Genomic DNA, 15,450 nt, shown 5'->3' on the forward strand with positions numbered 1-15,450 from the left:
TCGGTGACCGTGCTCAGATTCATGATCGCGTGCCGCCTACGGCTTATAAACTTCGACGGTCTGCATCATGCCCATCTCCTCATGGTTCATCATGTGGCAATGGACCATGTAGACACCGGTAAAATCGAGGAAGCGGGAGCGGAACACGACCGTGCCGCCCTTGCGTTCGACGATCACGGTGTCCCGCCATTGCGGCACGGGAAGCGGCTTGCCATTGACCGACACGACCTGGAAAGGATTGGTGTGGATATGAAAGACGTGGTCGTCATGCTCATGCGTGTTGACGATCGTCCATTCCTCGACCGCACCGAGCTGCACGCGTTGATCGATGCGGGTGGGATCGAATTTCTTGCCGTCGATAAAGAAGCCGAATTCCTGCCAATGGCCGGCAGCATCCGCTTCGGGCGCGGTTGCCGACAAGGTCACCGTGCGACGGTTGGTGATTTCGGAATCCTCGATGGTTTCCAGGGGCGGCGGTGGCAAGGCAACGGGCAACCTCATGTCCATCGGCTCCCCGGATACCACCAGCGTTGCCAAAGGACCTGTCGGCGACGGATGCCCCTGATCGTAAGGCGCCGCATCCAGGGCATAGGTGCCCGCCGGTCCCGCCCGCACCAGAACATCGACGCGCTGGCCCGGGGCGATCAGAAGCTGCTTGAAAGATTGTAGGGCGCCGAGCTGGATGCCGTCGTAAGCGATGACATGCAGGTTGTGCTTCTCCAGGTCGAGCAGCATATCGTCCTGATAGGCCGCGTTAAGGATGCGCCAGCGCTGCACTTCGCCGGGCCGCATCTCGATCATCGGCCGCCGTTGTCCGTTGATCGCCAGAAATCGTGTTGCCGTTTCCGGAAACAGCGTCTCAAAATCCTCGATCATGCCATTGGCGTCGTAGACCACCTGGGTCAGAACCAACAGGCGCTCACGGGCGGCTTCTATTTCGGGCACATCGGCAAAATCGCCCTCGATGATGACAGCGCCCACCATTCCGCTCGACATCTGGACATCGGCACTGCCGTGATGGTGGGGGTGGTACCAGTAGGTGCCCCTGGTGTGGTCGTCCGGCAGCGTGATTTCGATGTCGTAGGTGTAGCCGGGCGCCATCGAGCGCATGACGTTGTCGGCAATGCCACTTGGGCTCGCATGCGAGCCATGAAAGTGGAAATTGGTGTTGTTGAATTGATGCGGGTGGCTGATGTCGGCGGGAAGCGCGTCCCGGTTAGGCGGCAGATCGTTGATGAGCTTGATGCGCAACGTTTCGCCGGGCTTCATGCGCAAGGTGGGGCCTGGGCTGCCGCCTTCATAGGACCTTAAATAGAGCCTGACGCCGCCGATCTGCCGATAGGCATAACCGGCCCGCAAGGTCGTGCTCAGCACACCATCGACGGACCGCCGTACCTCGGGTTCGACAAGCGGCTGATCCGTGGCGGGAACCGGTTTGTCCGGCACCATCCCCAGCGTAGGGGACATGTCCATGTTGCCGTGCATGCTGTGGGCAGAGTCTTCGGTCCTTGCGGCCCCTGCGCTGAGCAGAAGGGCACCGATCCCCATGCTGCCCTCGAGCAGTTGGCGCCGTGACAATTTCTTGATGTTCGCGGCGACAGCAAAAGCGTCTTTGTCTTCCGAATCCCGCTGCAATCAGATCCCCCACATTTGATCCACCACCAGTAAACTGTGACCGTAAATTCAGCATGAACGAATTTCGTCGAAATATTGGATGCAAGGTGAGCGGTGCTGCAGCGGCATTGCGCACCCGGTCGCTACAACCGCTCGCAGGACCAATCCCGAGTCCGCTTTTGTCGTCGCGCTCATTCTTCAGGAATGACCGAGTTCGTGAAGAGTTTCGGGCGCCGGCAGGCGTAGGAAAGTCCCCGAGGAAGGAACCCGCGGGGCACAGTCAACGGCTATGGGGATTTCGATCTGCGGCCGATGTCGGCGATGGTGCTACCGCCGCTTGGAAGCGTGGGGATGGATGCGGAGAGGCCGCTTCGTTGTTTCTTCGCGTGGTCTAGCCGATCCCGCACGAGGCACGTTGCGACGCTGTCGGCGGCGACAGTCACCATCGGCGCGCGGGCTCGTTGCCGGCGGCTGGGCGCCTGCGGCTGAAGGTTCGACTTTGCCATGCCGGGTCATGGCCAACCCTCCCGGTTCGTGGCGGTTGCATCAGGCGGTCCGCGCGGCTGCCTCCAACGCTCGAACACCTCGATGACGATCATGCGTCCGCCGCAGCAGGGGCATGGCGGGCGGAAGCCGCCCGGTGCGCCTGGTGTGTGGGCATCGGGCGGCGCGGCGACATCCAGGAGTTGGCGGGCGAGCGCGAGGCTGGCCTTGCGGGCGGAGCCGGCAAGCAGGCCGTAGTGCCGGATGCGGTGGAAACCGCGTGGCAGGACATGGAGCAGGAAGCGACGGATGAACTCGTCGGCCGCAAGCGTCATGACCTGCTGCCGGTCCACTTCGTCGCGGCGGTAGTCCTTGTAGCGGAACGTGACGCCGCTCGCGTCGAAAGCGATCAGGCGGCTGCTCGCTCATCCGATCAGGTGCACGATGCAGGTCTGGACGACGGTCTCGGGAAAGACGGCGTTGATCGCCTCGTGCCTGGCCACAGGGTGAGCCGGCTGAAATCTTCCTTCAGAGGAGGGCAAGCCGCTCGGTCAGCAAGGCAAAGAACCCGTCGGCGTCGACATGGCGGAGGAAGGTCGCGTTCTTCGGCCTCTGCGTCACGCCCCACCAGTCGACCACGGTCTCGCCGAGCGTCAGTTCGGACGAGGTCTCGACCTCGATGTTGCAGAGGCGGCCGGAATAGAGTTCCGGTCTGAGCAGGTAGGCGATGACGTTGGGATCGTGGAGCGGGCCGCCCTCGATGCCGTATTTCGCCTCGTCGAAACGCTTGAAGAATTCGAGCCAGCCTGCGGCGATCTCGGCCGGACGGGTGCCCAGCGCCCTGATCGCGGCGACACGCTTGCGGGTCGTCAGCACCTGATGGGTGACGTCGAGCGGCAGGACGGTTGTCCTTATGCCGGCAGTGAAGGCAATCTCGGCGGCGTCCGGATCGACATGGATGTTGAATTCCGCCGAAGGCGTGATGTTGCCGCCCTCGAAATAGCCGCCGCCCATGAGCACGATCTCCTGAACGCGCGACGCGATGTCGGGCGCCCGCGACAGGGCCGTGCCGATATTGGTGAGCGGTCCGAGCGCGCAGAGCGTGACGGTGCAGGGCTCCTCCCGGCGCAGCGTCTCGACGATGAAGTCGACGCCGTCCCGGTCTTGCAGCGGCATGACGGGCTCGGGCAGGTCGTAGCCGTCGAGCCCTGTCGCGCCGTGAACGTGTTCGGCGGTGACCAGCTTGCGCATCATCGGCCTGGAGCATCCGGCGAAGACTTTTACGTCCGGCCGCCCCGCCACCTCGCAGATCTTGCGGATGTTCACCTGAGTCAGGCTGAGCGGCGTGTTGCCGGCGACGGCGACGATGCCGAGAATCTCCAGCTCGGGACTGGCCAGCGCCAGCAGGATAGCGAGCGCATCGTCCTGGCCGGGATCGGTGTCGATGATGATCTTGCGTGTCATGGAGGATTCCGGTCAGGCTGCCGTCTTGAGGGTGTGTCCGGCGTCGGCAAGCTTCAGCGCGAGCTTCGCCCGGCGGGCTTGGTAGCGCTCGATACTGGCCGCCTTGACGTGGCCGAAGCCGCGGATCATGTCCGGCAGGCCGGCGAGTTCGGTTGCCGTCTTGATCGTGTCCGACGAAAGCACGGCGCAGAGACGTTCGACCTCCTGGAAATAGTCGGCGACGAGCTGCCGCTCTGTGCGGCGCTCCTGTGTCCGGCCGAAAGGATCGAAGCGTGTGCCGCGCAGCGCCTTGCCGTGCTTGAGCAGTGAGAAGACATGCCGCATCCAGGGTCCGAAGCTGATCTTCGCCGGATGGCCGGTGCGCGGGTCGGTGCGGGCAATCGCCGGCGGTGCGAGCAGGTGGCGGACGGTGAGCTTGCCCTCGAATTGCTCGGCCAGTTTCTTCTCGAACGAGCGGTCGGTGTGCAGCCGCGCCACCTCATACTCATCCTTGTAGGCCATCAGCTTGTAGGCGTTCTTCGCCACGGCCATGGCGAAGGCTTCACCGGAAGGACCTGCAGCCGCGCGGGCCTTCGCCACCAGGTCGCGGTAGCGGGCGGCATAGGCGGCATCCTGGTATGCGGTGAGGAATTCCGCGCGCCGCTCCACCAGCGCATCGAGCGTCTCAGCGACCGCAACGGCGGGCGTCAGTCCACCCGCGGCATTCACCGCGTCCGGGTCGACGACCGAACGCCGGCCCCAGGCGAAGGCGGCGCGGTTCATCGACAGGCCGGCGCCGTTGAGTTCCATCGCGCGATCGATGGCGGAGAGCGAGACCGGGACGAGGCCGCGCTGCCATGCCGCGCCGAGCAGGAACATGTTGGCGGCGATGGCGTCGCCCATCAGCGCAGTTCCAAGCCGGGTCGCGGCGACCATGTGGACGGCGTCATCGCCGGCCGCTCCGCGCAACGATTTCAGCGTCGCTTCCTGGCGGAAGTCGATCGCGGTGTTCTGGACGAAGGACGCGGTCGGGGCGAAATGATCGTCGAGGACGGCGCGGGTACGCCCCCTGGCGAAGGTCTTGAGCGATTTCGGCGAGGCGGACACGACGACATCGAAGCCGAGCACGAGGTCGGCTTCGCCGGGGCCGATCCGGGCCGCGTAGAGTGCCCGCGGCCGGCTGGCCACGCGCACATGGCTGACCACCGCGCCGTTCTTCTGGGCAAGACCGGTCTGGTCGAGCGTCAGGATCGACAGGCCGTCGAGATGCGCGGCCATGGAGAGGATGGCGCTGACGGTGATCACCCCGGTGCCGCCGATGCCGGCAAGCAGTATGTTGTAGGCGCCGTCGACCCGTGGCAGCACCGGCTGAGGCAAAATCGCCGGGTCGAAGCGACCGGCCGCCGCCCGTGGCTTGCGCAGGCGGCCGCCCTCGACCGTGACGAAGCTCGGGCAGAAACCCTTGAGGCAGGAGAGGTCGGTGTTGCAGCTCGACTGGTTGATGCGGCGCTTGCGGCCGAACTCGGTCTCGGCCGGTTCGACCGAGATGCAGTTCGAGACGGCCGAACAGTCGCCGCAGCCCTCGCAGACGAGTTCGTTGATGAAGGCGCGCCTCTGTGAGACCGGATGGGCGCCGCGCTTGCGGCGACGGCGCTTCTCGGCGGCACAGACCTGGTCGTAGACGATGGCGGTGACGCCGGGGACCTCGCGCAGTGCACGCTGCACGGCGTCGAGCTCGTCGCGCGGATGGATGGCGACGCCACGCGGCAGGACGCCCTGGAGGCGCTCCGGCTGCTCGGCGACGACGACGACGCGGCCGGCGCCTTCCGCGAGCAGTTGCGCGACGATCGACGGCACGGTGTTCTCGCCGTCATGACGCTGCCCGCCGGTCATGGCAACTGCGTCGTTGTAGAGGATCTTGTAGGTGGCGTTCACCTTTGCGGCGATTGCCGCGCGGATGGCCAGCAGGCCTGAGTGGAAATAGGTGCCGTCGCCCATGTTGACGAAGATGTGCTTCTCGTCGGTGAAGGGCGACAGCCCGATCCAGGCGCCGCCCTCGCCGCCCATCTGGGTGAAGGTGGAGGTGTTGCGGTCCTCGACGCCGATCACCATCATGTGGCAGCCAATGCCGGTCGTGGCGCGGCTGCCTTCCGGCAGGCGGGTCGAGATGGAATGCGGGCAGCCCGAGCAGAAATAGGCGTCGCGCTTCAACGCTGCCGCCCCGGAAGGCGCGGAGCGGACGATCTCCTCCAGCCGCGCGACGTGACGAGCGATCGAGGCGTCGGCCGGCAGCCGCTTCGCCAGCGCCAGCGCAACCGAAATCGCGTCGATCTCACCATGCGACGGCAGCAGCGGGCGGCCTGCCTCGTCGGCCTTGCCGATCACGCGCGGGCGGCGCCCATCTGGCAGATTGAACAGCAGCGACTTGATCTGGTCCTCCAGGACCGGACGCATCTCCTCGACGACGAAGACCTCTTCGAGGTCGCGGGCAAAGGCGATCAGTCCCGACGGCTCGACCGGCCAGGTCAGCCCGACCTTGTAGAGGGCGATGCCCAGTTCGGCCGCGCGAACCTCGTTGATGCCGAGCGCGCCAAGCGCGCCCTGAAGGTCGAGCCATGACTTGCCGGTGGACACGATGCCGATGCGCGGCTTGCCGTCGCGATACCAGGCACGGTCGATCCGGTTGGCGGCGGCGAAGGTGTGCACGGCCTCCATCTTGCGCTGCAGCCGCAGTTCCATCGCATGCGGTCCATCGGGCCAGCGCATCGACAGCCCGTCACCGGGCAGGTCGAAGCCCGGCGTCGCGATCACCAGTGCGTCGGGATCGACATCGACGGTGGCCGAGCATTCGACGATCTCGGTCTGCGCCTTGAAGCCGACCCAGGCGCCGGAATAGCGGCTCATCGCCCAGCCGAGCAGGCCGTAGTCGATGTATTCGGCCAGGCCGCCCGGCGAAAGCATGGGCACCATCGCCGAGATGAGGTTGTGCTCGCTCTGGTGCGGTAGCGTCGAGGAGACCGCGCCGTGATCGTCCCCGGCCAGCAGGAGCACGCCGCCATGCCTGCCGGTGCCGACGGCGTTGGCATGCTTGATGACATCCATGCTGCGGTCGACGCCGGGACCCTTGCCATACCACATGGAAAAGATGCCGTCGTAGCGGGCTCCGGGAAACATGCCATTCTGCTGCGTGCCCCAGACGGCGGTCGCGGCCATGTCCTCGTTCAGGCCGGGATGGAAGACGATGTGGTTGGCTTCCAGATGCTTGCGCGCCACGCCCATTTCGCGGTCGAAGGAGGCGAGCGGCGAGCCGCGGTAGCCGGAGACATAGCCCGCGGTGTTCAGGCCAGCGGCAAGGTCGCGCTGGCGCTGCATCATGGGCAGGCGCACCAGCGCCTGCGTTCCGGAAACCAGGATGCGCCCTCGGGTGACAGTGTAGCGAGCGTCGAGCGCGTTCCCGTTCATGCGGCGGCTCCTTGCGTCGAGGTTGCCGGCAGCGGATCGAAAATGCGGCCGGGATTGAGGATGTTGTTGGGGTCGAAAGCGCGCTTCAGCCTGCGCATCGTGTCGATCTCCGCATCACTGCGGCTGAAATGCAGATGCGTCTTCTTATCGATGCCGATCCCATGTTCGGCCGAGATCGAGCCGCCGAGCTTTTGCACGCAGCGGTATACGGCATCGACGACACCTTCCCTGCGATCCGTCTCGATGATGTAGTGGAGATTGCCGTCGCCGAGATGGCCGAAGACGGGGAAACGTGCCGCGGGATCGAGCGCCCGCACGACACCCGCCGCCTCTAGGACGAAGCTTTCCATCTTCGCCAGCGGAACGGCGACGTCGCATCCGATGATGCGTTCCAGCGTGAAGATGTAGCTGGAGCAGGCCTCGCGCAAATCCCACAGCATGCGGAACTCGCGCGGCGATTGCGACACGGTCACGTCGCTGATCATGCCATCCCCATGCGCCGCCATCAGCGCCGCCGCAAAACCGTCGGTGTCGTGTCCCGGGTGGATGGCGTGCAATTCGGCGAGCACATAGAAGGCCGCCGGCGCCACGGGGCGTGGCGCGCCGGTCAGCGCGAGGGCGCCTTCGAAGGCATCGGGAAAGATAAGCTCGCAGGCCGACAGGAGCGGCCCAAGCGCGGCGCGCAGACGAGCGAGCAGCGCAATCGCCGCGGCAAGCGAGGGGACGGCGCAGAAGGCTGCGGATTCGGCTGCCGGCTTCGGATGCAGCTTCAGGCAGGCGCGCGTGACCACGCCGAGCGTGCCTTCGCTGCCGATGAAGAGCTGATTGAGATCGGGGCCGGAATTGTCCTTTGCCAGGCCTTTCAGCGAGGTGAGGATCGTCCCGTCGGCGAGCACCGCCTCAAGGCCGAGCACCTGGGCACGGAACATGCCGTAGCGCAGGACGCGGATGCCGCCGGCATTGCTGGCGACATTGCCACCGATGGTGGCGCTGCCGCGCGATCCGATGTCGACACCGAACAGCATGCCGGCGCGATCGGCCGCCTCCTGGACCGCCTGCAGCGGGACGCCCGCTTCGGCGACGATGGTGCCGCCCACCGGGTCTACGGGTGAAAGGCCGGTCATGCGCTCCAGCGACAGCACGGCCTCACCAGCGCAGACGCGCTCGCCACCGTGAAAGCCGGTGCGTCCGCCCTGGATGGCGACCGGCTGACGGACGGCATCGCAGGTCGCAAGGCAGAGCGACACTTCGGCGGCGTTGCGCGGCCGCATGACGAAAGCCGGCATGGCAGCCGGAAAGTCGCTGAGCGTCTCACGGAAACGGGCGTCGATCCGGTCTCCCGACAGCAGGGCCTCGGCCGGCAGTTGCCGCATGAGGCGTTCCAGGGCCGGCGGGACCGCGTCCGTTGCGGCGTCGCCGGCAACCAAGCGCGGAGAAATATCGAGCGTCATTCGGCGGTTCCCTTGGCCGCGGGCCGATGTCTCAACGCTATCCGAATTGTGCTATTTGTCAAACCTATATATTTTTAACCTCCGACACTGGACAAACCTCCATCGCACTGCGAGGAAAGAGACATGTCGCTGAACTATGACGATGTGGTGCGGACAGGCCTCTCCAAGCAGGTGGCGGACGAGATCCGCAGCGCCATTCTCGAGGGGCGCCTGAAGATCGACGAGCGCCTGCCCACTGAGGAAGAACTGGCCAAGCGCTTCGGCATCTCGCGCCCGACCGTGCGAGAGGCGCTGAAGCGCCTCGCCGCGCAGAACCTGATCCGCTCGCGGCGCGGGCCGACCGGCGGCAACTTCGTCACGAGGCCCGATCCGGAAAGCCTCTCCAAGGCGATCACTGGCGCCGCTACCCTACTGGTCGGCGTCGGCGCCTTCGACGTTGACGAACTGGTGACTGCACGCATGGAGACTGAAAGCGTCTGCGCGAGGCTAGCGGCCGGCAACCGGACCGAGGAGAACATTGCTGCGATGGCCGCCGAGATCGGCCTGCAGCGCAGCCGGTCGATCAGCGGCGAGGATTTCTGCGCGTCGGACGTGCGCTTCCACCGGGCGCTGGTCGACTCCACACAGAACGGTCCGTTGCGGCTGATGATGTACACCGTGATCGAGAGCTTCATCCCGATCACCAACATGCTGACCTACGGGCTGTTCGAACGCCAGGGCGCGGCGGACTCGCACGAATCCATTCTTGTCGCCATCCGCGAGCAGGACGCCGACCGCGCGGTCGAGCGGCTGCGCGACCACCTCACCGGCATGCGCGTGGTGCTTGTGCAGGCGCTGGAACGACGCGCCGAGAAGAGTGCCGCCGGCGGTCCGGCGGCCTGAACCCATACATAGACCGGCAAGGAGACATGCGGTGAGCGAAGCCTTCAATGCGATGATGATCGTCGACCAGGACGGCAAGCCGAAAGCCGAGTTCCGCAAGCTGACGCTTGCCGACCTGCCCGATCACGACGTCCTGGTGGAAGTCGCCTTCTCCACGCTGAACTACAAGGACGGTCTGGCGGTCGCGGGCAAGGGGCGCATAGCCCGCCGCCTGCCGATGGTGGCTGGGATCGACCTTGCCGGCACAGTGGTGGAATCGCGTTCCGCAGACTGGAAGCTAGGCGACAAGGTCGTCGCCAATGGCTGGGGCATGTCGGAGACCGAATGGGGCGGATACACGAAATACCAGCGCGTCAAGCCCGAATGGCTGGTGCGGCTGCCCGATACGTTCTCGTTCCAGGAAGCGATGGCGATCGGTACGGCCGGCTATACGGCAGCGCTTTGCGTCGACGCGCTGGAGGACTGGGGCTCGATCGCGCCCGGCGGCAAGGAGGTGCTGGTTACCGGCGCGGCCGGGGGTGTCGGCTCGACCGCGATCAGCCTGCTCGCCAACAAGGGATACACGGTCACCGCGTCGACGGGCCGGCCGGATACGCATGATTATCTCGCCGGCCTCGGCACGAGCAGCTTCGTCGACCGCGCCAGCCTCTCCGAGAAGGGCGGGCCGCTGCAGAAGGAACGCTGGGCCGGCGCCGTGGATTCGGTCGGCTCGACGACGCTCGCCAATGTGCTGGCGCAGACTTTCTATGGCGGCGCGGTGGCGGCCTGCGGGCTGGCCGGAGGGATGGACCTGCCGGGCAGCGTCGCCCCGCACATCCTGCGCGGCGTGACGCTGATCGGCATCGATTCCGTGATGGCTCCGCGGGCCAGGCGCGAACGGGCCTGGCAGACGCTGGCCCGGCATCTCGATGCGGAGCACATCCGCTCGATCGCCCGGGTCGAACCGATGTCGGCGCTGCCCGGTCTCGCCGAGGATATCGTGGCGGGCCGTATACGTGGCCGGGTTGTGATTGACGTCAGCGCCTGAGGATTTTTTCACTGGTAAGCAAAATGGCGCGCGGCCGAGCCGCGCGCCCTTTTCGTTGGCGGGGCCCGCTCAGAAGCGGTGGATACGCAGGCCGAGCACTTTTTCCGAGACGATCACGACACCGAGCGTCAGGACGATCGACAGGGTCGACACGGCTGCCGCCTCCGGCGTGAAGTTGGTGCGCAGATAGTCGAACAACTGGATCGGCAGCGTCGACATGCCGATTCCCTTCAGCATGAAGGAGATGGTGAAGACGTCGAACGAGATGATGAAGGCGAAGAGCGCTCCGCCGATGACGCCAGGCTTGATGAGCGGCAGCATGATGCGGCGGAAGCGGGTCCAGCGGCCGGCGCCGAGGCTGCGCGCCGCCATGTCCCACGAGGTGTCGAAGCTCTCGAGCGACGCCGAGACGTTGATGAAGACGAAGGGAAGCGTGATCAGCACATGGCCGACGACCAGGCCGAACATGGTTCGGGTGCCGATGCCGATCGTGTACACGAAGAACAGCAGCGAGATCGCCGTCAGCACCTCGGGCAGCAGCAACGGCGACAGCATGGCGATGCGCATGGCCTCCTTCCAGCGGCCAGCGTGCTGGACGTAGTAGAGCGCGGCCATCGTGCCGATGATCGTGGAGATGACGGTCGCCACGGCAGCCAGTCCGAGCGAGGTGCGGATGGCACGCATGAAGACTTCGTTGTTGAAGAAGGTGACGTACCAACGCAGCGACAGACCCTGCGGCGGAAAGGTCAGGAAGTTGCCGGCGTTGAAGGAAGCACCAACGACGACGAGGATCGGCGCCAGCAGGAAGGCGTAGACCAGCAGGCAGTAGAGCGTCAGGACCGGGCGCTTCATGACCGTGCCACCTTCCATTTCATGCGGGTCAGCCGGGCGAAGATGACGACGCAGATCGCCCCGGTGACGGACAGCATCAGCGCTAGCGCGGAACCCCAGGGCCACTGGAACGTGTCGATCAGCGCATCGACGACGGTCACCGCCATCGTCTTGACGCGCAGGCCGCCGATCAGCGACGGCGTGACGTAGGCCGACAGCGACAGCACGAACACCAGGATGCAGCCGGCCTGGATGCCCGGCATCGACAGAGGCAGGATGACACGCCGGAAGGCGGTGAAACGCGACGCGCCGAGCGAACGCGCCGCCGATTCCAGCGAAGGGTCGACGCCCTGGATCGCCGCCATGATCGGCAGGATCATGAAGGGCAGGAAGACGTGCACTAGCGCGATGGTGATGCCGAGCGCGTTGTACATCAGCGGCAGCGGACCATCGATGACGCCCAGCGACTGCAGTGTGCGGTTGATCAATCCGGCATTGCCGAGAAGGATGGTCCAGCCATAGGAGCGGATGACGATGCCGACGAGCAGCGGCGACAGGACGAGGCCGTAGGCGAGGCCGCGAAAGCGCATGTCGCCGCGCGCGAGTTGCCAGGCTACGGGAAAACCTATCACGAGGCAAAGCGCAGTGGTGAGAAGACCGATCCACAGCGTGTTGAACACCTGGAACAGGTAGAAGCCGTCGGAGAAGAAACGGACATAGTTGCCGATGGTGAAGCCCGTTCCGTAAGGCGTCCCCTCTCCCGGCGTGCGCAAGCTCATCAGCACGATGTTGAGATAGGGGATGACAAGGAAAACGCCGAGCAGCAGGGCTGCGGGAAGCAGCAGCAGCCAGGGACGCGCAACGCCCGTGCTTCGGGCGGAGCTCATGTCGACGCCCCGATCAGCCAGAACGCATCGGCGGGCGCCCGCACCGTGACTTCGTCGTCCTCACTGTGGCGCACATTGGGAAAGGTCTGCACATGCAGCACCTCGCCGGAGGAGAGCGCTACGCGGTAGTCGACCAAGCTTCCGGAATAATAGCGCGCTATGACGCGGCCGGCCGCACCCGGTTCGCCGGCGGAGGCGAAGTCAAGCGCCTCGGGACGCAGCGCAAGCGTCGCCGCCATGCCGGGCCGGGCGATGCCGCGGTCGGGCACGGCAACGGCGCCGAAGACGGTCGCGATGCGCGCCTGGCCGGCCTCGACGCCGGTCACCTTGCCTTGGATGAGATTGACCTGGCCGACGAACTGCGCGACCTCCAGCGTCTCGGGCTTCTGGTAGATATCGGCCGGCGCTCCGAGCTGCGCGATGCGTCCGCCGAACATCACGACGACACGGTCGGACATGGTCATCGCCTCCGCCTGGTCATGGGTGACATAGACGGTGGTGATGCCGACGCGGCGCTGCAGGTCGCGGATGAAGACCCGCATCTCCTCGCGAAGCTTAGCGTCGAGATTGGCGAGCGGCTCGTCGAGGAGGAGGATCTTGGGTTCGATCACCAGCGCGCGGGCAAGCGCGACGCGCTGCTGCTGGCCGCCGGAGAGCTGGCTGGGATAACGCTCGGCGTAGCCGGCAAGCTGAACCATGTCGAGCACCTTGGCGATGCGCGTCTGCATCTCCGGCCTGGCCACCTTGCGCATCTCGAGGCCGAAGGCGAGGTTCTGCTCCACCGTCATATGCGGAAACAGCGCATAGTTCTGGAACACCATGCCGATGTCGCGCTTCTCCGCCGGGACGTTGACCACATCCGAGCCGTCGAAGCGAATGGCGCCGTCGCTGACAGCCTCGAAGCCGGCGATCATCTTGAGCGTGGTGGTCTTGCCGCAGCCGGACGGTCCAAGCAGCGAGATGAACTCGCCATCGGCAATCCGTAGCGAGATTTTGTCGACCGCGCGCGAGCGTCCGAACACCTTCGTCAGCCCTTCGATGCTCACTTCGGTCATGATCTTCTGTTCCCTGCGTGGCGCTCGGCGCGCGGTCGGCCGGTTCCGGCTCGCTTCTTTTCCGGTTCGAAAGAAAAGGCGCGTCCCGTCGCCGGGACGCGCCTCGTCCTGAAGGATTTACTGGATGGTCTTTGCCCAGCGGTCGGCGAACTCGCCCTGCTTCTCATTCACGAAGTTCCAGTCCCAGGTGAGGATGTTGCTCATCGCCTCGCCCGACACCGGGATGTCCGCCTTCAGCTCATCGGGCACGATGACCTTGGAGTTGGTCGGCGAGGTGAAGAACTGGCGCATCATCAGGTCCTGGATCTCCGGCGAGATCATGAAGTTGAGATACTGGTAGCCGAGTTCCTTCTCGGGACCGTTGGCGAGGATGACGAGGTTCTGGTCGAACATCATCATGCCCTCTTCCGGGATCACGCAATCGACGGGAAGGCCCTGCTTGCGCAGGCGGGTGATCTCGCCGAAATCGAACGGCGCCACGACGATCTCGCCGGACGACAGCGCCGTCGACAGGTTGAAGTCGACCTGGATGACGCGGCCGAGCTTGGCAAGAGCATCGAAGCCGGCGTCGGCGTCATACTGGTCCTTGCCGAACAGTTTTGACGCCAGCAGCAGTTCCATCTTGCCGGCGCTGTTGGCGTAATTGTAGAGCCCGATCTTTCCCTGGAACTCGGGATTGTTCCAGAGATCCTTCCAGGACTTTGGCGGGGTCTTCACGAGATCGGTGCGGTAGCCGATGCCGATCGGCGACAGCGCGCCGGTGGCGGCAAAACCGTCGGCGACCTTGGCGATCGGGTAGAGATCCGCGTAGTTCGGGACCTTCGACATATCGAGCTTCTCGAAATAGCCCTCCTTGCGCAGGCTCGATGCGAAGACCTCGTTGGTCATGATCACCGAGTAAGGCGGATTGGCGAGACCGGCGGCGCGCAGATTGGCGCCGAAGACGCGGCCATTGCCGACGTCGAGCGTCACGGTGGCGCCGCTCGCCTTTTCGAAGGCCGGAACGATGGTGGAGCGCCAGAACTGCTCCCATACACCGCCGAGCGTCGGAACGATCAGCGTCTTGCCCTGGGCGCGAACGCCCTGGATGCCGAGCATGGAGGCCGCGCCGAGACCCGCCAAGCCGGCCAGAGCCTGTCGTCTGTTGAGATTGAGCATTGCTTTTCCCCTGTTGCGTTATGCGTTGCGTCGTTCGAGGCAGCCGTTCCGCCGCCGCTACTTCTTGCCGAAAGCCTGGCTGGTCTTGAGGTTGATGTAGTCTCCGTAGGTGATCGGCTCGTACTTCGCCTGCTTGCCGTCCGCGCAGAACGGCTCCAGGCAGGAGATCACGGTGTCCTTGCCCGGATTGACGAAGAAGGGGATCGACTGGCGGCGGGAGGACACTTTCTTTTCGCGCGGCGGGTTGGCGACGCGGTGCGGAGTCGAGACCCACTCGTCATTGGTCCAGCGCATGAAAGCGTCGGCAATGTTGATGACATAGGCGCCATCGATCGAAGGCGCGTCGATCCAGCGCCCGTCGCGGCTCTGCACCTGAAGCCCGCCCGACGATGCCTCCGAGCGCAGGATGGTCATGAAGCCGTAATCCGTATGGACGCCGGCCCGCATCTGGCCCGGAAGCGGGGACTCCTCCTGCTCCGGATAGTTGATGACCCTCAGCGCCGAAAGATGGTTCTCGAAGGCGGGCTCGAAATAATCCGGCTCAAGGCCGATCGCCGAAGCGAAGATGCGGCGCAAATGGCGGGCCAGCGTCTCCATCTCCGCGAAATAGTCGCGGAATGCCTGCTGCAGCCCTTCCGGCCTGCCGGGCCAGGCGTCACCGGGCAGACGGATGCCGAAATTCAGGCTCTCCTTGTAGTCGCCGGGCGTCTGGATGCCCTTGGTGGCGGCCAGCGCCTCGTCCGCGATCGGCGAGAAGGCAACGCCGCCCGCGACGCCGGTGCCTCGGCCATGGGCGCGCTTGTACTCTTCCGGCAGGTCGAAATAGGCGCGGGCGAGACCGTACAGCCTGGAGGTCACCTCCGGCGACACATTGTGGCCGGTGGCCAGGAAAAAGCCGGTGTCGCGGGCTGCGGCCTCGATGGCCTGGACAACGTCCTTCGCGCCGGCCTCGCCCCTGATGAACGGCCCGACGTCGACCACGGGGATTAGCTGTGCTGCCTGGCGTTCGTCGGTGGCAACCTGCATGGGCGAACTCACTCTGCTGCCTGGAATGGAAGATGGGTGAACGGGTGAGCGGCCGAAGCAGGCAGGCGCCTGCCGGCGGGGAGCGGGGACTGCTGGGTACGCATGCCTGTCTGCATTGCTTTCCTGCCACC

General features: G+C 65.3%; 11 protein-coding genes and 1 pseudogene. 2 read left to right on the forward strand and 10 right to left on the reverse strand.

The window, feature by feature from the left end; all coding sequences use genetic code 11:
* Positions 1–36: 36 nt before the first annotated feature.
* The 5 genes and pseudogenes from ACSBOB_RS33820 to ACSBOB_RS33840 all read right to left on the reverse strand — a co-directional run bounded on the left by ACSBOB_RS33820 (position 37) and on the right by ACSBOB_RS33840 (position 8,453).
* Positions 37–1,635, reverse strand: coding sequence for a multicopper oxidase family protein (locus ACSBOB_RS33820; protein ID WP_442580364.1), 1,599 nt, complete (start codon positions 1,633–1,635; stop codon positions 37–39).
* A gap of 491 nt (positions 1,636–2,126) precedes the next feature.
* Positions 2,127–2,522: pseudogene (locus tag ACSBOB_RS33825) on the reverse strand (transposase); the annotation flags it as partial.
* 103 nt (positions 2,523–2,625) lie between these two features.
* Entirely contained in the window at positions 2,626–3,561 is a 936-nt protein-coding gene (locus ACSBOB_RS33830) for a nucleoside hydrolase (protein WP_442580365.1), read from the reverse strand.
* Between the two features lie 12 nt (positions 3,562–3,573).
* Entirely contained in the window at positions 3,574–7,002 is a 3,429-nt protein-coding gene (locus ACSBOB_RS33835) for an indolepyruvate ferredoxin oxidoreductase family protein (protein ID WP_442580366.1), read from the reverse strand.
* Positions 6,999–8,453 carry an FAD-binding oxidoreductase gene (locus tag ACSBOB_RS33840; RefSeq protein WP_442580367.1) on the reverse strand — a complete coding sequence of 485 codons (1,455 nt, stop codon included), beginning with the start codon at positions 8,451–8,453 and terminating at the stop codon, positions 6,999–7,001. Before ACSBOB_RS33840 ends, ACSBOB_RS33835 begins: the two co-directional genes overlap by 4 nt.
* 123 nt (positions 8,454–8,576) lie before the next feature.
* On the opposite strand from ACSBOB_RS33840, the gene ACSBOB_RS33845 reads away from it, so the two are divergent.
* Both ACSBOB_RS33845 and ACSBOB_RS33850 read left to right on the forward strand, forming a co-directional pair.
* Positions 8,577–9,335, forward strand: a complete 759-nt coding sequence (locus ACSBOB_RS33845) for a FadR/GntR family transcriptional regulator (protein WP_442580368.1) — start codon at positions 8,577–8,579, stop codon at positions 9,333–9,335.
* Between the two features lie 31 nt (positions 9,336–9,366).
* Positions 9,367–10,362: an MDR family oxidoreductase gene (locus tag ACSBOB_RS33850; protein ID WP_442580369.1), complete on the forward strand. Its 996-nt coding sequence runs from the start codon at positions 9,367–9,369 to the stop codon at positions 10,360–10,362.
* Positions 10,363–10,431: 69 nt separating this feature from the next.
* On the opposite strand, the gene ACSBOB_RS33855 is transcribed toward ACSBOB_RS33850, so the two are convergent.
* The 5 genes from ACSBOB_RS33855 to ACSBOB_RS33875 form a co-directional block, all read right to left on the reverse strand.
* Positions 10,432–11,214, reverse strand: coding sequence for an ABC transporter permease (locus tag ACSBOB_RS33855; RefSeq protein ID WP_442580370.1), 783 nt, complete (start codon positions 11,212–11,214; stop codon positions 10,432–10,434).
* Positions 11,211–12,080 (reverse strand): ABC transporter permease, encoded by an 870-nt coding sequence (locus ACSBOB_RS33860; protein WP_442580371.1) that lies wholly within the window; start codon positions 12,078–12,080, stop codon positions 11,211–11,213. The genes ACSBOB_RS33855 and ACSBOB_RS33860 overlap by 4 nt, the downstream gene beginning before the upstream one ends.
* Positions 12,077–13,135: an ABC transporter ATP-binding protein gene (locus ACSBOB_RS33865; RefSeq protein WP_442580372.1), complete on the reverse strand. Its 1,059-nt coding sequence runs from the start codon at positions 13,133–13,135 to the stop codon at positions 12,077–12,079. The genes ACSBOB_RS33860 and ACSBOB_RS33865 overlap by 4 nt, the downstream gene beginning before the upstream one ends.
* Before the next feature lie 117 nt (positions 13,136–13,252).
* Positions 13,253–14,293 carry an ABC transporter substrate-binding protein gene (locus tag ACSBOB_RS33870; RefSeq protein ID WP_442580373.1) on the reverse strand — a complete coding sequence of 347 codons (1,041 nt, stop codon included), beginning with the start codon at positions 14,291–14,293 and terminating at the stop codon, positions 13,253–13,255.
* Between the two features lie 57 nt (positions 14,294–14,350).
* On the reverse strand, positions 14,351–15,319 hold the full coding sequence (locus ACSBOB_RS33875) for an isopenicillin N synthase family dioxygenase (RefSeq protein ID WP_442580374.1): 969 nt from the start codon (positions 15,317–15,319) through the stop codon (positions 14,351–14,353).
* Positions 15,320–15,450 lie beyond the last annotated feature (131 nt).

It is taken from the genome of Mesorhizobium sp. KACC 23794 (genome assembly GCF_052180275.1).
GTDB lineage: Bacteria > Pseudomonadota > Alphaproteobacteria > Rhizobiales > Rhizobiaceae > Kumtagia.